Source organism: Atopococcus tabaci DSM 17538, from assembly GCF_000429585.1.
Lineage (GTDB): Bacteria > Bacillota > Bacilli > Lactobacillales > Carnobacteriaceae_A > Atopococcus > Atopococcus tabaci.
Map to the genome: position 1 here is coordinate 1 of NZ_AUCD01000032.1, position 23,187 is coordinate 23,187.

20 protein-coding genes and 1 tRNA gene are annotated in these 23,187 nt (G+C 46.6%); 1 reads left to right on the forward strand and 20 read right to left on the reverse strand.

Annotated features, from left to right (window positions below):
- Nucleotides 1-342: 342 nt before the first annotated feature.
- The 20 genes from G470_RS0106340 to G470_RS0106435 all read right to left on the reverse strand — a co-directional run bounded on the left by G470_RS0106340 (nucleotide 343) and on the right by G470_RS0106435 (nucleotide 22,666).
- On the reverse strand, nucleotides 343-1,119 hold the full coding sequence (locus G470_RS0106340; RefSeq protein ID WP_028274098.1) for a Cof-type HAD-IIB family hydrolase: 777 nt from the start codon (nucleotides 1,117-1,119) through the stop codon (nucleotides 343-345).
- Nucleotides 1,120-1,148: 29 nt separating this feature from the next.
- Nucleotides 1,149-1,832, reverse strand: coding sequence for a histidine phosphatase family protein (locus G470_RS0106345; protein WP_028274099.1), 684 nt, complete (start codon nucleotides 1,830-1,832; stop codon nucleotides 1,149-1,151).
- A 230-nt stretch (nucleotides 1,833-2,062) separates the two neighbouring features.
- The gene (locus tag G470_RS0106350) at nucleotides 2,063-4,030 is read right to left on the reverse strand and encodes a fructose-bisphosphatase class III (protein ID WP_028274100.1); all 1,968 of its coding nucleotides are present in this window, start codon (nucleotides 4,028-4,030) and stop codon (nucleotides 2,063-2,065) included.
- Nucleotides 4,031-4,289: 259 nt separating this feature from the next.
- A complete protein-coding gene (smpB, locus tag G470_RS0106355; protein WP_028274101.1) occupies nucleotides 4,290-4,748 on the reverse strand; it encodes an SsrA-binding protein SmpB in 459 nt (152 codons plus the stop codon).
- A gap of 22 nt (nucleotides 4,749-4,770) precedes the next feature.
- Nucleotides 4,771-7,128 (reverse strand): ribonuclease R, encoded by a 2,358-nt coding sequence (gene rnr, locus G470_RS0106360; RefSeq protein WP_028274102.1) that lies wholly within the window; start codon nucleotides 7,126-7,128, stop codon nucleotides 4,771-4,773.
- On the reverse strand, nucleotides 7,128-7,874 hold the full coding sequence (locus tag G470_RS0106365) for an alpha/beta hydrolase (protein WP_028274103.1): 747 nt from the start codon (nucleotides 7,872-7,874) through the stop codon (nucleotides 7,128-7,130). Before G470_RS0106365 ends, rnr begins: the two co-directional genes overlap by 1 nt.
- Nucleotides 7,875-8,061: 187 nt before the next feature.
- The gene (gene secG, locus G470_RS0106370) at nucleotides 8,062-8,292 is read right to left on the reverse strand and encodes a preprotein translocase subunit SecG (protein ID WP_028274104.1); all 231 of its coding nucleotides are present in this window, start codon (nucleotides 8,290-8,292) and stop codon (nucleotides 8,062-8,064) included.
- A 134-nt stretch (nucleotides 8,293-8,426) separates the two neighbouring features.
- Nucleotides 8,427-8,972, reverse strand: coding sequence for a general stress protein (locus G470_RS0106375; RefSeq protein WP_028274105.1), 546 nt, complete (start codon nucleotides 8,970-8,972; stop codon nucleotides 8,427-8,429).
- Nucleotides 8,973-9,201: 229 nt separating this feature from the next.
- Nucleotides 9,202-10,503 carry a phosphopyruvate hydratase gene (gene eno / locus G470_RS0106380; protein WP_028274106.1) on the reverse strand — a complete coding sequence of 434 codons (1,302 nt, stop codon included), beginning with the start codon at nucleotides 10,501-10,503 and terminating at the stop codon, nucleotides 9,202-9,204.
- Between the two features lie 83 nt (nucleotides 10,504-10,586).
- Nucleotides 10,587-12,116, reverse strand: coding sequence for a 2,3-bisphosphoglycerate-independent phosphoglycerate mutase (gene gpmI, locus G470_RS0106385; RefSeq protein WP_028274107.1), 1,530 nt, complete (start codon nucleotides 12,114-12,116; stop codon nucleotides 10,587-10,589).
- Complete coding sequence (gene tpiA / locus G470_RS0106390) at nucleotides 12,113-12,871, reverse strand: triose-phosphate isomerase (RefSeq protein ID WP_028274108.1); 759 nt, start codon at nucleotides 12,869-12,871, stop codon at nucleotides 12,113-12,115. The genes gpmI and tpiA overlap by 4 nt, the downstream gene beginning before the upstream one ends.
- Before the next feature lie 98 nt (nucleotides 12,872-12,969).
- The gene (locus tag G470_RS0106395) at nucleotides 12,970-14,157 is read right to left on the reverse strand and encodes a phosphoglycerate kinase (protein WP_028274109.1); all 1,188 of its coding nucleotides are present in this window, start codon (nucleotides 14,155-14,157) and stop codon (nucleotides 12,970-12,972) included.
- Between the two features lie 148 nt (nucleotides 14,158-14,305).
- Nucleotides 14,306-15,307 (reverse strand): type I glyceraldehyde-3-phosphate dehydrogenase, encoded by a 1,002-nt coding sequence (gene gap / locus G470_RS0106400; protein WP_028274110.1) that lies wholly within the window; start codon nucleotides 15,305-15,307, stop codon nucleotides 14,306-14,308.
- A gap of 42 nt (nucleotides 15,308-15,349) precedes the next feature.
- The gene (locus tag G470_RS0106405) at nucleotides 15,350-16,387 is read right to left on the reverse strand and encodes a sugar-binding transcriptional regulator (RefSeq protein ID WP_028274111.1); all 1,038 of its coding nucleotides are present in this window, start codon (nucleotides 16,385-16,387) and stop codon (nucleotides 15,350-15,352) included.
- 570 nt (nucleotides 16,388-16,957) lie between these two features.
- Nucleotides 16,958-17,551 carry an ATP-dependent Clp endopeptidase proteolytic subunit ClpP gene (clpP, locus tag G470_RS0106410; RefSeq protein ID WP_028274112.1) on the reverse strand — a complete coding sequence of 198 codons (594 nt, stop codon included), beginning with the start codon at nucleotides 17,549-17,551 and terminating at the stop codon, nucleotides 16,958-16,960.
- Nucleotides 17,552-17,695: 144 nt separating this feature from the next.
- A tRNA-Arg gene (locus G470_RS0106415) sits at nucleotides 17,696-17,767 on the reverse strand.
- Between the two features lie 78 nt (nucleotides 17,768-17,845).
- On the reverse strand, nucleotides 17,846-18,811 hold the full coding sequence (gene whiA / locus G470_RS0106420) for a DNA-binding protein WhiA (RefSeq protein ID WP_028274113.1): 966 nt from the start codon (nucleotides 18,809-18,811) through the stop codon (nucleotides 17,846-17,848).
- A gap of 33 nt (nucleotides 18,812-18,844) precedes the next feature.
- A complete protein-coding gene (locus G470_RS0106425; protein ID WP_028274114.1) occupies nucleotides 18,845-19,876 on the reverse strand; it encodes a gluconeogenesis factor YvcK family protein in 1,032 nt (343 codons plus the stop codon).
- Nucleotides 19,873-20,760, reverse strand: coding sequence for an RNase adapter RapZ (rapZ, locus tag G470_RS0106430; protein WP_028274115.1), 888 nt, complete (start codon nucleotides 20,758-20,760; stop codon nucleotides 19,873-19,875). Before rapZ ends, G470_RS0106425 begins: the two co-directional genes overlap by 4 nt.
- A gap of 172 nt (nucleotides 20,761-20,932) precedes the next feature.
- Nucleotides 20,933-22,666, reverse strand: a complete 1,734-nt coding sequence (locus tag G470_RS0106435) for a phospho-sugar mutase (protein ID WP_035445213.1) — start codon at nucleotides 22,664-22,666, stop codon at nucleotides 20,933-20,935.
- Between the two features lie 323 nt (nucleotides 22,667-22,989).
- Between G470_RS0106435 and G470_RS14700 the strand changes: the two genes are divergently transcribed.
- On the forward strand, nucleotides 22,990-23,187 hold a 198-nt coding region (locus G470_RS14700), incomplete at its 3' end, for a transposase (RefSeq protein ID WP_205617880.1).

Sequence of the window (23,187 nt, forward strand, 5' to 3'; positions counted from 1 at the left end):
CATTCGTTGTTACTACTAAGCGCTGACGAGACCTCCCCGGGTAAGAACGACAACCTTCTGCTCATGTCACTGCTCCATTTACTGTACAGGATTCGGGCAGTATCGGACTTCACTTTGTTTAGCAAGCTCATCCGTCCTGATTCAGCCTTTGTATGAAGTTTCTGTTCGTCAGTGCAAGCATTTGCGTCCGTCTTCCTTCAGATTCCGCCTCACGGCGGACACCCTTGACTTTCGCTAACAGTTCCTACTGCCAAGTCTGTAGTGGACTTTCACCACCAAGTTGTCGCCCATGCCGGGCGCACTAAAAAAAAGCTGAACGGATGAGTCCGTTCAGCTTTTCTTTTAAATCAAATCGTATTTTTTGAGACCTTCGATGATGCCGCCATTTGTGTGGCTGGATGTGATGTAATCCGCGGCTTCTTTTATTTCATCGATGCCGTTGTCCATGGCGACCGCCACGTCCACTTTTTGCAGCATCTCCAGGTCATTCGGCCCGTCGCCAAACGCATACAGCGGCACATCCCCTGCCCGGAGGTTCTCCACCAATTTATCAATCCCCGTGGCTTTGGAATGGCCTTCCAAAATCGTGTCGATGCTGTAGGGAGTGTTGCGGTAAAAGGAAAACTCCGGGAAAGCTTCGATGAATTCTTCATCCAATGACTTGTCTTCCGTCACAACCAAGGACATCATGATGTCCTCTTTCTTATAGAAATCAGGGTCGATCGCCGGCGGGTCTTCATGGATAAACCCGTACGCGTTTTTGATGGTTTCTGTGTGCCGGGTGCTGCGGATTTTGTCTGAACTGTAAAACGACAACGCCAATTCTTTTTCATCGGTCATTTGTTTCAACCGCTCAAGGTACTCTTGAGGAATCGGGTTCCGGTACACTTCTTGCCCTTCATATTGAACGTACTGTCCGTTCAAGCTGATGAAAGAATCAATAGCTGTGCTGTCCAAGAGGTGGTGGATTTCCACCGGGCTTCGGCCGGTCGCGATAAACGGAATCGCGCCATTTTCTTTCATGCGGACCAATGCGTCTGCCACTTCCGGGTCGACCTTGGAATCGGCGTTCAACAACGTACCATCTAAATCAAAGAAAACAAATGCTTTTGGCTTCACTCGTTCTTCCTCGCTTCTTTTAAGTATTTTTATTTATCAGCATCTTTAAAATGAGTCACATCGTTGTAGCGTTCCACATGGAATTTTCCGCTGTGGTAGTGAACCTTACAGACACTCGCGTTCAACAAGTTATCCGGTTCTTCCAATTCCGCCACGAGACTTTGCAGCATGTAACGAATCGTCTGCCCGTGGGCAACCAACAAGATAGTCTCTCCCGTATCGCGGTGGCGGTCCACCAATTCCAACAGCCCCCGTTCAATCCGGGACCAGAACGTCATGAAATCTTCTGCGTAGTGATCCGGATCGGCATCGTGGAAGCCATTCATTCTTTCCGGAATGGTGGTGTTGCGGAACATCTCTTTTACGCTTTCGAATCCCATATGTTCGGCGACTTTGGCGTACGCTTCGCTCCCGTACATCCCTTCCATCGAACCGAAAAACACTTCGCGGAACTCCGGCATGGAATGCAAGGTTTTGTCCTCGGTCGCGTGGTTTTCTTCCAAGATCAGATTGGCGGTTTCAATCGTCCGTGACAAGTCACTGGTGTAAATCGCATCGAATTTCACATCCGCCAGTCCTCTGCCGCTTCTTCTGACGTCTTCTTTTCCGTTTTCGGTCAGCGGAGTGTTCGACCATCCCTGCATCCGCCCGTAATAATTAAAGTACGTTTCCCCGTGTCGTACTAGATAGAATGTCATCCCTTTATTTTCCATGAAGAAACTCCTTTCAACTGTTTGACTTGCTTCTTCCATCATACCAGAAAGCCACTTTCTTTACTAAAAAGATAGGAGGTTCTTTTGTAAGGAGCGGACGGCTTTTATTGAGTCACTTCTTGCAACAATGACTTTTCTTAAGGAATGGGCTTGTTTTTTCTCCTCCACTCCTTACAAGTTCCTACAAAAAAAGCGGCCGCTGTTTCAAAAAGAAACAACAGCCGACTCCATTAAATTTTTTCTTTCAGTTCGCCTTCGCGGTACGCCCGCAGCAAGTCTTTCAAGTCTTCAATCTGTTCGCACAGCTTTTTACCGGTGTCGGTGTCAGCAACTTTCTTGCGCTCCAACTCCAAATCGACGACGCGTCTGGTGGAGATGATGTCCGATTCGTTCATGATGGCGTCTTTTTTGGAGGAAAATGGCTGGTGCGCAACCAGCTGCATCCCGTAAGAATTGTTCAACAACGTGTACCCGCCGAGTCCGGTCGTTTCTTGGTATGCTTTGGAATACCCGCCGTCAATCACCAAGAGGCGTCCGTTCGCTTTGATCGGGTCTTCTCCCGCTTTTTCTTTGACCGGCGTGTGGCCGTTGATGATGTGGCCGTTTTGGGCGCTCACTCCGAATTCTTCGAGGATCGCCAGGACGGTGTCTTCGTTTTCACGCAACCGGTAATACGGATTTTTGTTTTCCTTATGGGTCGTTTTATCCTTTATATAATACCGTTCGAACGTGGTCATTTTTCCCTTGCCAAACAACGGTGAGACCGGTCCGGTCCACAAATACCAGATGAGGTCCAAGTATTTTGTCGTGTTCTGCCGCTTCCGGTTGAGGAACCCTTTGCGGATGGCTTCGTCAAACATGTCAAACAGTGCTTTGCCGGCATATTTCTTTCCGCCAAGCTCCAAAGCCATGAAGGATCCGTCTTCTTCCAACGGCACACATCCGTGGTACAAGAGGTTGTCGTTGTAGACAAGGTACATGCTGCCGTTGTTGATCAAAAAGGACACGTGCAGCTGCAATTTTTCAGAATACGTGAAAGCATACACCAGACGGTCCATCACTGCCTGCTCTTCCGGAGTCAAGCTGTACGGGTCTTTGGGGTCGATGGTGGGGAAATCGGTGTTGTCCAGCTCGTATTCCACCCCGTCCAGTGTGATGGTTCCTTTTTCGTAATCAATTTTATCGAGCAGCATCCGGTGTTCCATCTGGAAATCCGGGTTGCGGCGGATGCTTTGGGCTTCCAACTTGAACTGGATGACCGCGATGGCCTGCTGGATTTTTGCAAGCTGCCGCGCCTCTTCTTCATAGTAAGGCGGCTTGTCCGGATCCAACTTCGGTTCGAAACAGCTCCCTTTCCGTTCGGGATAGGTCGTTTCCGCAAATGTGAGGAGCTGCCGCAGCGAAATGCCGTACGCATCCTCAATGATTTCCAAGTTGTCGTAACGGGCGGAGATTCGCAAGACGTTTGCGATACAGACTGCTGATCCGCTGGCGGCTCCCATCCACAAAATGTCATGGTTTCCCCATTGGATGTCCAGGGAATGGTGTTTCATTAACCGGTCGACGATTTTCGCCGGATACGGTCCGCGGTCGTAGATGTCGCCCAACACGTGCAAGTGGTCGACCACCAGACGCTGGATCAACTGGGAAATGGCGACAACGAATTCCTGACCGCGGTCCAGCGCGATGATGCTAGAGATGATTTCGTTGTAATACGCGTCTTTATTTAAGAATTTGTCGTCTTTGGACAGCAGCTCTTCAATGATATACGCAAATTCCTGCGGCAGGGCTTTGCGGACTTTGGAACGGGTGTACTTGGACGCTGCAAACACACACAGTTCAATCAACCTGGAAAGCGTGACGCGGTACCAATCGTTGATTTCTTCTTGGGTTTCGCACTCTTTCAAGATGAGCTGTATTTTCTCTTTTGGATAATAAATCAATGTCGCGAGGGTGTTCATCTCTTTTTGGCTCAACCGGTTATAAAAGATTTCCCGGATTTTTTCTTTGATGTTCCCCGATCCATTGCGCAAAACATGTTGGAAGGCTTCATACTCTCCGTGAATGTCGCTGACGAAGTGTTCCGTCGCTTTCGGCAAATTCAGAATTGCCTCCAAGTTGATAATTTCAGTAGTCGTTGCTGCGATATTTGGAAACTCACTGGATAACAGCTTTAAGTATTTTTTGTCTGAAGGCATCCTTTTTGCTCCTTTCACTTCAGCCGTTCTCAGGTGAAACGGCACTTGTCTACTGAAGTAGACGAATAATTTGTTCCTATTCTATCACACCTATCCTTTTTTATCGATAAGATTTCGATTTCCCTTTAGCACAGAGGGTTTGGCTGTTTTTTCCTGTCTAGACCATTTTGGAAGCAACAAAAAAAGAACGAAGATTCCATGCGTTTTGCTGGGTTTTCTTCGTTCTTCATACGTTGAGCAAAAAACTCAATTTCATTTTTTATCTGTCTTTCATGGCCCGTTGGATATCACGCTGTTGGTCTTTGCGCTTCAGTGATTCACGCTTGTCGTATTTCTTCTTCCCTTTGGCCAGACCGATCAATACTTTTGCGTAGCCGTTTTTCAAGTAGACTTTCAACGGCACCAGCGTGACACCGGCTGTTTTGGTTTCCCCAATCAACCGGTTAATCTGCTTTTTGTGCATCAGCAATTTGCGTGAACGAATCGGATCATGGTTGAACACATTTCCTTGTTCGTAAGGTGCAATGTGCACGTTGTTCAAGAAAACTTCTCCGTTGCGGATGGACGCATACCCGTCTTTCAAGTTGATGCGTCCTGCCCGAATGGATTTGATTTCTGTTCCGGTTAAAACAATTCCGGCTTCAATCGTGTCGATGATGGTGTATTCATAGCGTGCTTTCCTGTTTTGGGCGATGAGATTGCCTTGTCCTTTTGGCATTCTATCCCCTCCTATCTAGTTTCTATCTGCGTTTTTTGCGGGGATTTTTCTTCCCGCTCCGTTTGTTTTTGTTGGGCTGGCCGCTTCTGTTGCCGCCGCCTTTCCGTTTGCCGCCCTGCGTGTCTTTCCCGCCTGAATCGCGGCGTCTCCGTTTGGCCGAGCCGCCTTTCCTGTCGCGTTTCCGTTTCGGCGGGTCGATTCGCGGAGTGTCTTCCTGCGGCACAACTTCGAAGTCGATCTCCCGTAAATCAGCATCGGCACCGACCAATTTCACTTTCACGTTCTGGCCGATACGGTAGACAATGCCGGTGCGCTGACCGATCAACATCAAGTCGCGTTCGTTGTATTCGAAGTAATCTTCGTTCATGGAAGAAATGTGCACCAAACCTTCAATGGTGTTCGGCAGTTGGACGAACATACCGAATCCAGTGATGGACACAACCACCGCATCAAATTCTTGATCGATTTTGTCTTCCATAAACTGAACTTTCTTCAACTCGTCTGTTTCGCGTTCTGCGTCCACAGCGCGGCGTTCCGTTTTGGAACTTTGATCGGCAATTTCTTGCAGTTGGTTTTCCCAGTAACGTCTGTTCTCTCTGGATGTTCCTTCTTCGGTATATGAATGGATCAACCGGTGAAGAATCAAGTCCGGATAACGCCGGATCGGAGAAGTGAAGTGGGAATAATATTCCGCCGCCAATCCGTAGTGCCCTTCCGGTTCCACGTCGTAACGGGCCTGCTGCATGCTGCGGAGCATCAGCATCGAAACAACCGCTTCTTCCGGTCTGCCCTTCACTTTATTGATGACTTGCTGCAATTGTTTCGGGGATACCGTTTCTTTGCTGCCTTTCATCGTGATTCCGAAGGTCGTCACAAACTCCATGAATGTCTGCATTTTTGCCGGGTCCGGTTTTTCGTGGATCCGGTATAGAATCGGCAATTGCCGTGTAGCGAAGTGTTCAGAGACGGTCTCGTTCGCCGCCAACATGAAGGATTCAATCAACCGTTCGCCGACTCCTCTTTCACGGAGAAGCACGTCTACGGGTCTGCCGTCCGGGTCCATTTGGATATACGCTTCTTTTGTATCGAAATCGATGGATCCCCGGCGCACACGTTTGTCTTCCAAGATGTGGTGCAGTTCTTCCATGCGTTCAAACATTGGGACTAAGTCCGCATATTTTTCACGCGTTTCTTCGTCGTGTTCCATCAAGATGCTGTTGACCGCATCGTACGTCATCCGCTGTTTCGAGCGGATCACACTTGAGAAGATGTCATAGTCGACCACATTCCCGCTGGAGTCGATTTCCATCTCACAGCTCATTGTCAAACGGTCTACATTCGGGTTCAAAGAACAGATTCCGTTGGACAGACGCTGTGGAATCATCGGAATCACTCGGTCTGTCAGGTACACACTTGTTCCGCGTTCAAACGCTTCGCGGTCCAACGCGCTGCCTTCCGTCACGTAATAGGAGACGTCCGCAATGTGTACGCCCAATTTATAGTTTCCATTGCTCAATTTCTCCACTGCCACTGCATCATCCAAGTCTTTGGCGTCTGCGCCGTCGATGGTGACCACCACTTCGTCCCGCAGATCTCTGCGTCCTTCCAAGTCTTTTTCAGTGACTCTGTCGGGAACGGCTTCTGCCTGCGCGATGGCTTCTTTAGAGAATTCGCTCGGGATGCCGTGCTTGTGGACGATGGTCAAAATATCCACGCCGGGATCATTTTTGTGTCCGATAACGTTCGTGACCAATCCTTGCATGCCGCGCGGCACTTCGTAATTCGGGTATTCCGTGATTTCGACTTGGACGATGCTGCCGTCTGTCGGGCGGATGCCTTCTGCCCGGATAAACACACGCATGTCCGCCAGCTTTTTGTCCTGTGGCTCGACAAAGCCGTAAAATCCTGTTTCTTCCACTCCGTCGTCATCGTATGCCAGGAATTCCCCTACTAAATTGCGGGTCCCGTGTTCAATGATTCCGCGGACGACGCCTTCTGCGCCTCGTTTGTCCCATGGAGCGGCTTCTTTTTGGATGTCGAATGTGACCAAGTCACCTTCCATGGCGAAATTGGTTTTGTTGGGCGGAACGAAAATATCGTCGTCTTCGCCTTCTACTTCGATAAATCCGAAACCACGTGTGCTGCTGTGAAAAATGCCTTGCTTTACAGCTTCTTTCTGCTGCAGCTTGAATTTGCCTTTTTTGTTTAAGAACACTTGCCCTTCTCGTTCCAAATCCGCTAAGGCATTGACCAGTTTTTTGAAATCAGCAAAAGACGTCATCCCCATGCCTTCACTGATGTCATTGACTTCCAAAGCCACTCGGTCGTCGTGTTCCATGAAGACTAAGATGGCTTCTTTTAAGTTGTCTTTGGTCGCCATTATTCTCCTCCGTTCCAATTAATCGTTGAAAGAAATGTCAAGAGATCCAACTGCAGTTGTTTGCCGGGTTCGCCAACCGTCAACACGTGCGGCGCTTCTTCGTACCAATGAAAGTCCACTTTCGCATCGGTCAGCAAATCTCTGAATTCCCCAGCAGTGTGAGGGTCGATCATCTCGTCTTGTCCGCCTTGGGCGATGAAGACCGGTTTGGTGACTTCGCCGTACTGCGGCACCATGGATGCGACCAACTCCTGCAGTTCAGACATGGTTTCCTCGAATTTCGGCTCTGCATCTTCTTTCATCACTTCAATACGGGAAGCCGAGTGTCCCGCTTTTTTCTTCATATACTCATAGAAAGGCCAAAAATTTTCTGCAATCCTAATTTTTCGGTTGTCTACAATAGGAGACGCAAACGTTCCTCCCGCAACCACGGATTCTTCCAACAATAACTTGGTGGCAACGACACCGCCGAGAGAAAGGCCGAATACGGCAATTTCCTCGTAGCCTTTGTCTCTTAAAAATTTCAAGGCTTCCCGTCCATCGTTCACCCAGTCTTCCGGTCTGGCACTTAAAATGTCATCCGGATCGGCTGTGCCATGTCCTTTGAATGTTGGCGCATATACCGTGTAGTTCGCTCTTTCCAGCGCTCTTCCCAGTGACCGCATATCATTCGGCGTACTGGTGTATGCGTGGAACAAAAGAATGGCTCTTGGCCCATTTTCAAAGAAAAACGTTCTATCTCGCATATTTACTTGTCCTCCTACGTTTCTACAATGTGTCTATATTTATTTTACTTGAAAAGTCGTCATTTTCATACTGAAACGGACATTTCTCCCTTTGTTTACGCATCTTTTCTTTGGTACAAAAAAAGCCGCCTATTTGAAGGCAGCCCAACTGAGGTGATTTTCAAAAATTCTTTTCGTTCGTCTATGGTTAAATAATGTAAGCAATCGCAATGGCCAGTCCAAAAAAGAAAATCGCCAATACCACTGTCGTTTTTTGCAACACTGCTTCAAATCCGCGTGCCTTTTGTCTGCCGAATAATTGGGTTGCGCCTCCTAAAAAAGCGTTGGATGCGCTGTTTGTTTTTGTCGGCTGCATCGCAATCACAATAATCATCAACACAGAGACAATGAGCATCGCCGTCAATAGAATATCGTACAAAGGGGTTACCTCCCGTCTCCCAGTCTTTCTTTTCCTTCCTACTGTATCATAAATAAGTGGGGAATTCTATACTTAAAAAGAAGACCCCAAGGTATCGGGGTCTTCTTTTTCACTTGTTTAAGCCGTTATTTTCATTATGATTGTTGGTCGTACATGCTTGTGTTCAAGGATCCGGATTGAATGAAAATCTTTTGGACGGATTGCTGCTGAGCTTCGTCTACATCCAACAAGACCACAATTTTTCCGTCTTTCAAATAGTTTTCGTATTCTTTTGCCTGTTCTTCCGGAAGTCCAGCGCCGACCAATGCACCGACTAGTCCTCCTCCGACAGCTCCTGTTCCCAAACCGGCCAGTGTGGTTGCCAACGGTCCTGCCGCAGCCAACGGCCCAACACCAGGGATGGTCAGCAACATCGCTTCCGCGATTAACCCGCCCAGTCCGCCTAGAACACCACCGGATAGAGCTCCAATTCCTGCTCCTTTACCGCTGTTGCTTCCACGGTTTTCTTTGTTTGTCGTGACATCTACGTCGGTATCAGCTTCAATGCTGTCCACTTTATCAGAATCTTGCGCAAAGACAGTGATGTCTTCTTGAGCGAGTCCAATTTTTTGCAATTCACGAATCGTTGCTTCTGCTTCTTCGACTGTTGAAAATACGCCACCTATAATTTTTGTACTCATTCTTTCGCATCACTCTCCTATTGATAGTTTCGCGTAATGAAATTTTGTTCCATTTGCAACGTACATTCATTGTATAGGGGATGAGTGTGCAAATTCAAAAAATCTACTTATAGAAATTGTACTGCTGGCTCTATTTTTCCCAACAGGCCTCTAAGTTAGTTCTATAAAAACACAAAAAAGCCGACGGAAGTTCCGTCGGCTCAAACTCCTTCATCTTATTAGAGGAGGTTTATTTGTTTTTCAAGTTGTAGAAAGCTTCCAAACCATGGTATTCAGCCAAGTCACCCAATTGGTCTTCGATTCTTAGCAATTGGTTGTATTTAGCGATACGGTCTGTACGGCTCAATGAACCAGTCTTGATTTGACCAGCATTTGTCGCTACTGCGATGTCAGCGATCGTTGCATCTTCTGTTTCACCGGAACGGTGAGAAACAACAGCCGTGTAACCAGCTTTTTTAGCCATTTCGATTGCGTTGAATGTTTCTGTCAACGTACCGATTTGGTTGACTTTGATCAAGATGGAGTTTCCTACACCGTTGTCGATTCCGCGTTTAAGAATTTCAGTGTTTGTTACGAACAAGTCGTCTCCAACCAACTGAACTTTTTCACCCAAACGGTCTGTCAACAACTTCCATCCGTCCCAGTCGTTTTCATCCATACCGTCTTCAATAGAGATGATTGGGTATTTGTTAACCAACTCTTCCAAGTAGTCAACTTGCTCTTCAGCAGAACGTTTCGCTCCGTTTTCACCTTCGAATTTCGCGTAGTTGTATACGCCGTCTTCGTAGAACTCAGAAGCAGCACAGTCGAACCCTAGGTAAACGTCTTTACCTGGTTCCAAACCAGCTTTTTTGATTGCTTCAAGGATTGTTTCCACTCCGTCTTCAGTTCCTTCGAAGCGAGGAGCAAATCCGCCTTCGTCTCCAACAGATGTTTCCAATCCACGGTCTTTCAAGATCGCTTTCAATGCGTGGAAGATTTCAGCTCCCCAACGCAAAGCTTCTTTGAATGTTGGTGCTCCAGTAGGCAAAATCATGAACTCCTGGAAAGCGATTGGCGCGTCAGAGTGGGAACCACCGTTGACGATGTTCATCATTGGAGTTGGCAATACTTTAGTATTGAATCCACCCAAGTATTGGTACAATGGAATGTCCAAGAAGTCTGCAGCAGCGCGGGCAGCAGCGATGGAAACACCTAGGATAGCGTTCGCACCCAATTTGCCTTTGTTAGCAGTTCCGTCCAATTTGATCATAGCAGTGTCGATTCCCATTTGGTCACGTACGTCGTATCCAATGATTGCTTCCGCAATTGTTGTGTTGACGTTTTCTACTGCTTTTTGAACACCTTTTCCTAGGTAACGGTCTTTGTCTCCGTCACGTAGTTCAACGGCTTCGTGTTCACCTGTGGAAGCTCCGGATGGAACCATTCCGCGTCCGAACGCACCGCTTTCTGTGTAAACTTCTACTTCAATCGTAGGGTTTCCGCGAGAATCCAATACTTCGCGTGCAAGAACATCTGTAATGGTTGGCATGAAATTTCTCTCCTTCATATTCATATCTTACTTCTTCATTTTACTGTTTTCTTTGTGAGAACACAAACTCTCTGGACAATTTCTTATTTTTCGATTAAAGAAGTTCCAGTCATGTCTTCTGGTTTGTCGATACCCAGCAAGTCCAACATTGTTGGGGCAACGTCGCAAAGCGCTCCGTCTTTACGCAAGGTCACGTCCTTTTTGGTCACGATAACCGGAACCGGCACAGTTGTGTGTGCGGTATGCGGCTGTCCTTCCGGAGTAGCCATTGTGTCGGCATTTCCGTGGTCGGCAAAGATAATCGCGTGTCCGCCTTTTTCCAAGATGGTGTCGACTACACGGCCGAGGTTTTCGTCCACGGCTTCGATGGCTTTGATGGTTGCTTCCAGTTTTCCGGAGTGTCCAACCATGTCTGGGTTCGCGAAGTTCAAGATGATGGCATCGAACTTGTCTGCTTCCAGATCTTTCACCAATGAATCGCCTACTTCATAAGCACTCATCTCTGGTTTCAAGTCATACGTTTCGACTTGTGGAGATGGAATCAACGTCCGGCTTTCCCCTTCGAATTCTTCGTTGGTTCCACCGTTCATGAAGAAGGTGACGTGAGGGTATTTTTCTGTTTCCGCAATCCGCAACTGTCTCAAACCGTTGTCAGCCAATACTTGGCCGATGACGTTTTTCAAGAAGACAGGGGGGAACATGACGTCTGCCTCCATGTCTGCGGTGTATTGCGTCATTGTGACGAATTTGATGTTCTGCGGGCGTTCGCCGCGGTCAAATTCGTTGAAGTCGTCTTCAGTGACGGCGCGGGACAATTGAATCGCACGGTCCGGACGGAAGTTGAAGAACAAGATTGCGTCATTGTCTTGAACAGTCGCAACTGGTTTGCCATCTTTTTCGACAACTATCGGCATGATGAATTCATCGTAGACTTCTTCCGCGTAGCTGTCTTTGACTCCTTGAACCGGGTCTTCTTTGCGGACTCCATCACCATGGAAAATCGCATTGTAGGCTTTTTCTTCACGAGACCAACGGTTGTCGCGGTCCATCGCGTAGAAACGACCGGATACAGTCGCAATTTCTCCCGCTCCGATTTCTTCAGTCTTTTGACGCAAGTCTTCAATGAAGCCTGCTGCAGAGTCCGGTGCTACGTCACGTCCGTCTGTGAAGGCGTGAATGTAGACTTTCTTCAGCCCTTTTGCTTTTGCCGCTTCCAACAAAGCGTACAAATGACGGCTGTGGCTGTGCACTCCGCCATCTGAAATCAGACCGAAGAGGTGCAGTGCGGAATCATGTTCCGTTACGTGGTCAAACGCTCCGTTCAAAGCTTCGATAGTTGTGAATTCGCCGTCTTGGATCGCTTTATCGATTCGAGTGATGCTTTGGTAAACGACACGTCCGGCTCCGATGTTCGTGTGGCCGACTTCGGAGTTTCCCATTTGTCCTTCAGGAAGTCCGACTGCAAGCCCGGAAGCTTTCATCGTGCTGTGCGGAAATTCGTCCCAATACCGGTCGAAATTCGGTTTGTTTGCCAACGCAACGGCGTTTGCGGTCCGTTCGTCTCTCCATCCAAAACCATCCAAAATGATGATGGCTACTGGTGTTTTACTCATTTGTTTACTGCCTCCAATAATGCCAAGAATGAATCTGCTTCCAAGCTCGCTCCTCCGACCAACGCACCGTCAATATCCGGTTGTTCCATCAACTCAGCGATGTTGTCCGGTTTGACACTTCCGCCATATTGAATGCGTACTTGCTCTGCTGTTTCTTGTGAATACAGCTCCGCAATCATTTTACGGATAACAGAAATGGTGTCGTTTGCTTCTTCGGATGTCGCAGTTTTTCCTGTGCCGATTGCCCAGATAGGCTCATACGCGATGACAGTTTGACGAACTTGCTCGTCGCTCAAGCCTTCCAATGCTGCTTTCACTTGGCCGCGAACCCATTCATTTGTTTCGCCGGCTTCGCGCTGTTCCAATGTTTCGCCGACACAGATAATCGGAAGCATATTGTTTTTGAAGATGGCATGTGCTTTTTTGTTGATGTCTTCATCTGTTTCGTGGAAATATTCGCGTCTTTCAGAGTGGCCGATGATGACATAAGACACACCCAAATCATTCAATGCAGCGGGACTGGTTGCGCCTGTATAGGCTCCTTCATCTTCATAAAACGCGTCCTGCGCAGCAATCTTCAAGTCGGTTCCCTCTGATAACTCAACCAACTTTTGTAAGAACAGATGTGGTGAACCGATGACTGAGTCAACTTTTTCTGCTGGAGGAAGTTTCCCTTTTACTTCATTTACAAACGCTGCCGCTTCTGAAGCTGTCTTGTTCATCTTCCAGTTTCCGGCAATGATTGGCTTACGCATAAATCATCCTTCTTTCTGTTGAGGTTGTTGTTGTATTCGAGTGACTGGTTACAACACGGACAAAGCGGGAAATTCCCGCTTTGCGTGTATTCTTTCGTTTACTTGTCTGGAATAACTGCGAGACCTGGAAGTTCTTTTCCTTCCAAGTATTCCAATGACGCACCGCCGCCTGTGGAAATGTGAGAGAAGTCCTCTTCAAATCCAAGCTGCTGTGCTGCAGTTGCGGAGTCCCCGCCACCGATGATGGTTGTCGCTTCTTCAAGTTTTGCCAAGATTTCGCAAACAGCTGCCGTTCCTTTTGCAAAGTTTTCCATTTCGAAAACTCCCATAGGTCCGTTCCATACAACTGTTTTCGCGCCTTCCAACTCTTTACGGAACAAATCGATGGTTTCTGGTCCGATGTCCAATCCCATTTTGCCTTCTGGAATTTCATCGCCCACAACTTCGCTTGGCGCGTCATTGCTGAATTCTGTTGCCGCTACACTGTCCACAGGCAAGATCAACTTGTCCCCTGCTTTGGAAAGCAATTCGCGGGCCAAATCGATTTTGTCTTCTTCAACCAAAGAGTTTCCGATGGCTTTTCCTTGAGCTTTGTAGAACGTATAAGTCATTCCGCCGCCAATCAAGACTTTGTCTGCTTTAGATAACAAGTTTTCGATTACGCCGATTTTGTCGCTGACTTTCGCTCCACCCAAAATTGCCACGAATGGACGTTGTGGTTCATCGACTGCTCCACCGATAAACTTGATTTCTTTTTCAACCAAGAAACCAACTGCTGATTCAATGTTGGAAGCAATTCCTACGTTGGAAGCATGCGCACGGTGAGCCGTACCGAAAGCATCGTTCACGAACACGTCGCCCAAGCCAGCCCAGTATTTGCCTAGTTCCGGATCGTTTTTGCTTTCTTTTTTGCCGTCGATGTCTTCAAAACGAGTGTTTTCAAACATCAATACGTTGCCGGAAGACAAGGAGTCGATCGCTTTTTCAAGTTCTTCTCCACGTGTTTCAGGAACAAACGTGACGTCTTTACCCAGCAATTCTCCCAAACGTTCTGCGACCGGGCGCAAAGATTTGCCTTCTTTGTCTTCTTCTGTTTTTACACGTCCCAAGTGGGAGAAGACGATGACTTTTCCGCCTTGTTCCAAGATGTATTCCAATGTCGGAAGGGCAGCTTGGATGCGGTTGTCATTAGTGATTTGCCCATTTTTCATCGGAACGTTGAAGTCCGCACGAACCAAGACTTTTTTGTCTTTCAGGTCTAAATCTTTGACAGTTTTTTTAACCATGTTGATCCCCTCTTTCTTATAATCATTTAGGTGTATGTTTCGTTTCAACGAGAAATCGCAATGTCAGTATTGATTAGTTAAAGAAAAAACGGGGAAGCGCGCTGCTCCCCCGCTTTAAAACTTCTCTTTTCAATTCGCTGCTTTATGATTAAAGTTTAGCGAAGTATTCCAATGTGCGGACCAACTGAGCAGTGTAAGACATTTCGTTGTCGTACCATGCAACAGTTTTAACCATTTGTTGGCCGTTTACATCGATTACTTTTGTTTGAGTTGCGTCAAACAATGAACCGTATTTCATTCCAACGATGTCGGAAGAAACGATTGGGTCTTCTGTGTATCCGTAAGACTCGTTAGCAGCGGCTTTCATAGCTGCGTTAACTTCGTCAACAGTTACGTTTTTGTTCAATACAGTGAACAACTCAGTCAAAGAACCAGCAGGTACTGGAACACGTTGAGCTGCTCCGTCCAATTTCCCTTTCAATTCAGGGATAACTTCACCGATTGCTTTAGCAGCACCAGTTGTGTTTGGAACAATGTTTTCAGCTGCTGCACGAGCACGACGGAAGTCACCTTTTCTGTGTGGTCCGTCCAATGTCATTTGGTCACCAGTGTAAGCGTGGATAGTTGTCATCAATCCTTGAACAACACCGAACTCATCGTTCAAAGTTTTTGCCATTGGAGCCAAGCAGTTCGTTGTGCAGGAAGCTGCAGAAATAACTGTTTCAGATCCGTCCAACACTTCGTGGTTCGTGTTGAAGACAACTGTTTTCAAGTCGCCTGTTCCTGGAGCTGTGATAACAACTTTTTTCGCGCCAGCTTTCAAGTGCAATTCAGCTTTTTCTTGAGTTGTGAAGAAACCTGTTGCTTCAAGAATGATTTCAGCACCTACTTCGCCCCAAGGAATTTCTTCTGGGTTAGGAGTGCTGAAAATACGAGTGCTTTCGCCGTTTACAACGATTGCGTCGTCTGTTACTTCAACGTCTCCGTTGAACATTCCTTGCGTTGTGTCATATTTCAATAGGTGTGCCAACATTTTGGAGTCGGTCAAGTCGTTAATCCCAACTACTTCAATACCTTCCAAATCTTGAATCAAGCGGAAAGCCAGACGTCCAATACGTCCAAAACCATTAATACCAACTTTAACTGTCATCTTGCGATTTCCTCCTTCGAAAATCCTAAAAATTTTTTTATTTTAAAGGGAGATCCCTTTTAAAATCTCATTTGCAGCTCCTTCGTCCGTCACGAGCCGTAGATGAGACGGAGCTTGTCTCAAGTAGGCTTCGATTGCTCGGGCTTTATGTTTCCCAGCCGCCACTGCAATCACATTCGGCACGTCTTTCAGGCTGTCTGATTTCAGGCCGATGCGCGGAATTTTGTAAATGATGTTGCCGTCTTTATCCACGAATTCCCCAAACGCTTCAGCCACTGCGCCTTTATCACGCAACTCTTTAATGAGTTGTGCGCTGAGTCCACGGCGTTGTGCCATGTGCATGGCATCGCCTATCCCTAACAAAACACAATTAGCTTGTTTTAGCAAGTTCATTGTTTCTTTGATTTCCGGCTCTTCCAGAAGCAAAGAATACGTTTGGGAACGGACATATTCTGGTGCGTAAAGAACGCGGTGTTTTCCACCGGTTTTCTGTGCCATAACCGCACTGATGGAGTTTGATTGGATAGCCACTCGTTCGCCGACGCCTCCGCGTGCGGGAACAAAAAGCAGTTCGCGGTTTTCTCTCAGCTGTTCCGACATACGTTCAGCCACGGCAGCCATGGTTGTACCACCCATCACTGCAATCACGTTTCTTCCTTCCGGCAACACTTGGTCCAGCAGATTCACAACAGAATCGCCCAGGTGGTCAAGCAGCACAGGTGTTTCGTCAGTGTCTCCTGAAACGATGATGCATTGCTCAATACCCAAATACCGGGCCAAAGTAGTTTCTTTGTCTTTCATGCCCAATATATGACCAAAAATTTGTTCCAATTCCGGGATGATTTTTTCTCCTGCCGGTGTCAAAATCATGCCCGACTTAGTGGATTGAACTAAGTGTTGTTTTCTCAGTATGTCCACTTCTGTCCGGAGCACTCTCTCTGTCATCCCAAGTTTGTCGGCCAACAGCCGCCTCCCAATGGGACTGGAAACAGAAATCATGCGGAGGATCCTGTACCGTCCTTTCAACACCTCAAGTGTTTCTGGAGCCAACTTCTCAATCAATTGAATCAGCTCTAGCATGGGTCACCTCTTTCTGCCAAGGTCTTCTTCAGTCCTTTATCGGCCTTATTCCTGCGACCCTATCCATTGAGATAGTGAGAAAAGCGGTCTGATTAAGGGTTTTATTCAGACGATTCAAAGGACCTCCAACCCTTACAGACCTGATTATAGCAGTAGGCGGGATAATATTCAACCCATCCTTTTCTAGGGATGGGACTCGAAACGACCCTTCGAAACAGGCTAAAAGCGAACAAATTGTGACAACTCTCCTTCATCACCCAGAGGATGACGAACTATAGCCTTAGTCGCCTTCACTTCCGTTCACTTTCTGTTCAATTCTATCGAACAAGGAAGAGGATCGATTCTTAGAGAATTCTAATATTTTTTCAGTGTATCGGGTCAACTTTTTAGGAGTGACATGCTCAGCAAAGACAATCCTCCTTCGACACTCTGAATCTATTATACTACTATCTTTTTATAAGGTGAAACGATAAGGCAGTTTCTTTATCCACACGCTTCTTCATGAAATTTTCTGGCCAAGAATACAAATAAACCCGAAATCTGAAAAAGATTTCGGGTTTATTGTCATGCTTATTTCAATGAGTTGTTGTCAGTCATCACTTCGTCGACCAATCCATACTCTTTTGCTTCTTCCGCGGACATAAAGAAGTCGCGGTCTGTATCGCGTTCCAAACGCTCAAGTGGCTGGCCTGTGCGTTCAGACAAGATTTTGTTCAAGCGGTCTCTTGTTTTCAAGATATGACGGGCAGCAATTTCAATTTCAGTTGCTTGTCCTTGTGCACCGCCGAGTGGTTGGTGGATCATGATTTCAGAGTTCGGCAAGGCAAATCGTTTGCCTTTTGTTCCGGCTGCCAACAAGAAACTTCCCATGGATGCCGCCAATCCGATTACGATGGTTTGAACATCGGATTTGATGAAGTTCATGGTATCAAAAATGGCCAGTCCGGCAGATACACTTCCACCTGGTGAGTTGATGTAAAGATAGATATCTTTTTCTGGGTCTTGTGCATCTAAAAAGAGCAATTGGGCGATGACAGAGTTCGCAACGTTGTCATCAATTGGGCCGCCTAGCATGATGATGCGGTCTTTTAGAAGGCGAGAATAGATGTCATATGCTCGTTCGCCTCTTGGAGATTGTTCAATTACTGTAGGCACTAAATTCATAACGTAATTTCCTCCTTGGAAAATATTGGTGTCCAGCTTAGTGTACCATATCTTTCATTGTTGTGACATCATTATAACCCATTAGTCAAATAAGGTCAAACATTTCTCTGTAAAAAAAGACCGAGCAAAGCGCTCGGCTTGTAGCGTCTCCTGAGGGAATCGAACCCCCATCTCAAGAACCGGAATCTTGTGTGATATCCATTACACTAAGGAGACTAATTTTTCCAACTCCTTTAGTATAAGTCATATGAGTGGAAAAATCAACCTGCGTTTTTCTGTTGTTATTCTATAAGGTCAGACGTTGGTGGCTGCTGTTTCTGCGACCGACTCGTTGTCCTCTCTTAGGTCTTCAGCCATTTTATTCAGCTTGCGCAGACGGTGGTTCACGCCTGACTTGCTGATCGGTCCGCTTGGAATCATATCGCCCAATTCTTTCAAGGAAGCGTCTGGATTTTCCACCCTGACCACCGCAACTTCCCGCAATCTTTCCGGCAATGTATCCAATCCTACCTGCTTATCCAAATATTTGATGTTTTCGATTTGTCGGCTTGCTGCGTCAATCGTTTTATTGAGGTTGGCATTCTCACAGTTCACCAACCGGTTGACGGAATTGCGCATGTCTCTCACAATACGGGTGTCTTCGAACCGCATCACACTGACGGAGGCGCCGATCAATGCCAAGAAGTCAGAAATTTTTTCTGATTCTTTCAGATAGGTGATATATCCACTGCGCCGTTCAAGTGTGCGGGCATTCAACCCAAAACGATTCATCATCTCACAGATATCCTCGTTGTGTTCTTCGTAGCTGGAATAAATTTCCAAATGATAGCGGCTGGTATCCGGGCTGTTTACCGATCCGGCGGCTAAAAAGGCGCCGCGCAAATACGATTTGATTTTTTGCGTATTCAAACTGATTTCTTCTGGAATGCGCCCATGATACAACATGCCCTCCATAATTCCCAGCTTCGACAAGATTTCTTCTGTGCCTTTTTTCAAACGCACGATATACACGTTGTTCTTTTTCAATTTCATTTTTCTGCGCACAAGCAATTCCGTTTCCACTTGGAAATGGTCTTTGATCAGTGTATACATTCTTCTTGCGATGGCCGCATTTTCAGTCTGGATGTTCAACACAAAACGCTTGTTGGACAAATGCAACGTGCCGTTCATCCGGATAAGCGCCGCCAGCTCTGCTTTGGCGTGTTCCGGATGGACTTCCAAATGCGTTAATTCTTTTTTCACTTCAGATGCAAATGACATAAAAAAACCTCCTTTCCATTCTTATATTTTCATTTATTCTGCGTGAGAGTGGGTCGATTTTCTTGGATGGCGTTGGTTTTCAAGAGCGAGCTTGAACAATTCTGCCGCTACTTTTTCCCCATTGTGGTAGACGCCTTTTTCTTTCAATTGTAAGAAGTTGTCTGAAATGATGTAAGGAACTTCTTGTTTCATCTCATCAAAATTGTGAGACACCTGTACTAAGTATTCTTCTTGCTCTTCCATCCCGATGTAATTTTCTGGAACTTCTCCAATGTTCGCCAAGATGGTATCCACGAATTGTGTTCCCAAGTGCTCGTGCAGCACTCGGATGTGGTCTGCATCGGAGAAATTTTCTGTTTCCCCCAGCTGGGTCATGATATTGCAAATATAAACCACCTGGGCATCTGTTTGGACCACCGCTTGTCCGAGATCCGGAATCATTAAGTTGGGCAGAATGCTTGTGTACAAACTTCCAGGTCCCAGTACCACCATATCTGCGTTCAAAATGGACGAAATCACTTTCCGTCCTGCCCGCAATGGTTGGTTTTCTTCCGCCGGAGTCACAAAGACCCGTTTGATTTTTTTTCTTGCTTTAGGAATTTGTGATTCCCCAGCCTGGCGGGTCCCGTCTGTGTATTCCGCATGCAGCACCAATGGCTCTTCCGCCGCTGGGTAAACATGCCCTTCCACCATCATCATCTTGCTCAACAATTGGATGGCTTCATAGATGTTGCCTTTCATTTCGGCCATGGCGGCAATGATTAAGTTGCCCAACGAATGCCCGGCGAATGAGGCGTCTTCTTTATGAAAGCGGTATTGAAAAATCTCTTTTTGACTCTTCGGGATGTCAGAGAGAGCAACAAGCACATTGCGAATGTCGCCCGGCGGTACGGAATGAACAACAGATTCGCGCAGCGCACCGCTGCTTCCTCCATCGTCCGCCACCGTAACGATCGCTGTGACATCCGCCTGTTGCTCCTTCAATCCCTGTAAGATAACAGGAAGACCAGTGCCGCCGCCGATAACGACGATTTTTGGCTTCCTGTGGTTTTTATTATTCATCATGAGCGCTTAACAGACTCCTTCACTTTGTCTTTGTCCCGATGGGAGACGCGAACCGGGTAACCGTCCGATTCTAGTTTGCGTCCAATCCGCTCCGCCAATGCGACAGAACGATGTTTTCCTCCCGTACATCCGATGGCGATTGTGACATTGTTTTTTCCTTCGCGTTTATAACCAGGAAGACAATAATCCAATAAATCAACAAACTTCCGGTAAAACGTTTCGGTTTCCGGCTGCTGCATCACGTAGTCGTATACCGGCTCATCCTGCCCGGTCAACGGCCGAAGCTCATCAATGTAATGAGGGTTTGGCAAAAACCTTACGTCCATTGCAATGTCTGCATCAATCGGCAACCCATACTTGAACCCGAAGGAAACGATTTCCACATGGAACATGGTGGTTTCTGCGGCTGCAAATTCTTTGATGATCTGTTCTCTCAATTGGCGCGGCGTCAGATTGGTTGTATCGATCACCAACTGTGCACGGCTTTTGATTTCTGTCAGCAATTCGCGTTCTCTGCGGATGCCTTCAGTGACTCGTCCTTTAGGGGCCAATGGGTGGGAACGTCTTGTTTCTTTGTAACGAGATACCAGTTCCGTTTCGTCTGCTTCTAAAAATAGCATTTTCGTTGTAATAAAAGAAGTGTTTTCAAGGGTTTCCAGAGAAGATTTGATTTCATTGAAAAAGTCTCTTGTACGTAAATCCATCACCAAAGCGATTTTTGTCATTTTTCCTGATTCGCGGACCAATTCCCAAAATTTCGGCAATAGGTTCGGCGGCATGTTATCCACACAGTAATAACCCATATCTTCAAAACTTTGCATCGCGACTGTTTTACCCGCTCCGCTCATCCCTGTGATGATTACCAGTTGTAAACTGTCTACCATTTCTTTTTCCTCTTCTCTTTTATCTTCTTTATCCTATACATTATAACATCCCGGGCGTGTCATGTATAGCCCTCATATTTTTGCCCTCTCCTCGACTACTCCATGGTCGAAACACTGGAGAAAACGACAAAAGAGACAGAGGTCAATTCTCTGTCTCTTTTTGCGCAGTGGTTTATTCTACTGTTTTTACGATTTCGCGTAAGGATGTTTCAAAAGCCTGCAGCTTTTCTTTTGCAGAGACGCCTGAGTCGTCGTATGCTCCGATGTAAAATTTGATTTTCGGCTCGGTTCCGGATGGCCGGACTGCAATCCAGCTTCCGTCCTGCATCATGTACTTCAACACATCCGCAGAAGGCATATCGATCGTTTCTTCCGTTCCGTCTTCTTTTGTACGGATGCTTAATTTGTAATCTTCCACTTCTTTCACTTCGATATCGCCAAATTGGTTCGGCGCTTCTTCACGGAGCTGTGCCATCAATTGGTTGATCTTTTCAGCACCTTCCATTCCCGGCAAAGTCACAGAAATGGTTTTTTCTTCAAAATGGCCATACTCGTGGTACAAGTCGCACAAGACGTCGAAGCACGTATCTCCTTTTTCTTTGAAGGATGCAGCCATTTCTGCGGCCAGCACCAATGCTTGAATCGCATCTTTGTCACGGACAAATGGTTTCACCATATATCCGTAGCTTTCTTCAAATCCAAAGAGGTACTCATAGCTGTTGTCTGTTTCAAACTGCTTGATTTTTTCTGCGATAAATTTGAAGCCGGTCAACACATTGAAGACTTTGACGTCCACTTTGTCGGCAATGGCTGTAGCCATTTCGCTGGAAACGATCGACTTCACCACCGCACCTTTTTTCGGCAGTGTGTTGGTTTTTTCACGGGCACTCAAAATGTAATACAGCATCAAGCCGGCGATCTGGTTCCCGGTCAATACTTCATATTGTCCTTCGGCTACTTTTACCGCCATTCCCAATCGGTCGGCATCCGGGTCGGTGGCAATCAAAATATCTGCGTCTTCCTCTTTCCCGACGCGAATGGCATATTCAAATGCTTCCGGGTCTTCCGGGTTCGGGGATTTCACTGTGGAAAAGTCGGCGTCCGGTTCTGCTTGTTCAGGCACCAAGACCACTTGCGTGAAGCCTGCTTGTGCCAGTGCGCGCTCGCCGAGCATTTTACCTGTTCCGTGGAGCGGAGTGTACACGACTTTGACTTTGTCTCCCATACGTTGAACCAGCTCGGGATCTACTGTGACAGCCTTCATCTCTTCCAAGTAGGCTTCGTCCACTTCTGAACCGATGATTTCAAGCAGGCCTTTTTCTTTCAATTCTTCTTCGTCAGCTGCTTCAATGGAAAGGACGTCTTCCACGTCACGGACATAACGGGTGAGGGCATCCGCTTCTTTTGGCGGCAGCTGCCCACCGTCTTCTCCGTATACTTTGTAGCCGTTGTATTCAGGTGGATTGTGGCTCGCAGTTACCATGATTCCTGACACGGCATTCAAATGACGGACGGCAAAAGACAATTCCGGGGTAGGGCGCAAACTTTCAAATACGTATGCTTTGATGCCGTGTGCACCCAGTGTTTTAGCAGCTTCCATCGCAAATTCTGGAGAAAAGTGACGGGAATCGTAAGCGATGGCGACACCGCGCTGTTTCGCTTCTTCACCTTGCGCCTCGATAAAACGGGCCAACCCTTCTGTCGCCTGACGGACAGTGTAAACGTTCATCCGGTTGATGCCGGCACCAATGACGCCGCGCATGCCGGCGGTACCAAACTCCAATGGCTTATAAAAAGCATCTTCCAACGCTTTCTCATCATTTTCAATTTGCAAGAAATCTTTTTTGACATGTTCATCTAGAGAAGCATGGTTTTTCCATGTTGTGTACGTTTCTTTCCAACCCATTTTTATCACCCTTCTGCAAAGTAGTGGAATCTTGTATGTATTCCCTTGTATGGTAAAAGTATACCATTTTTATCTGTGCATTTCACTGATTACGGGAAAAGAACGTAGATTGGACTATCTCATATATGAAAAACGACAAAATGGACTATACCAGTAAAGTTTTTTCGTAAGAAAAAGAGGCTGGGACAAAAGCCACTAAATAAAAACGACGAGAAATTAGATTAACTAATTTTCTCGTCGTTTTTGCTATATATAATTAGGCATACAAAAAGCACCCTGATATAATATTAGTAACGACACTAAACATTAAAGGGGTGCTTTTTATGTACGTACAATATAACATGAATCAAACTTCACTTCCATTAGAATTATCTACTTGTATTGATCCCAACCATATTGTTTTTTCTATCTATAACTTTGTCGATTCATTAGACGATCATTACTTTAAAATTTTTGAGACTCAGGACGGTCGTCCTGCCTATCACCCAAAACCACTCATCATGTCTCTTCTTTATGCCTAC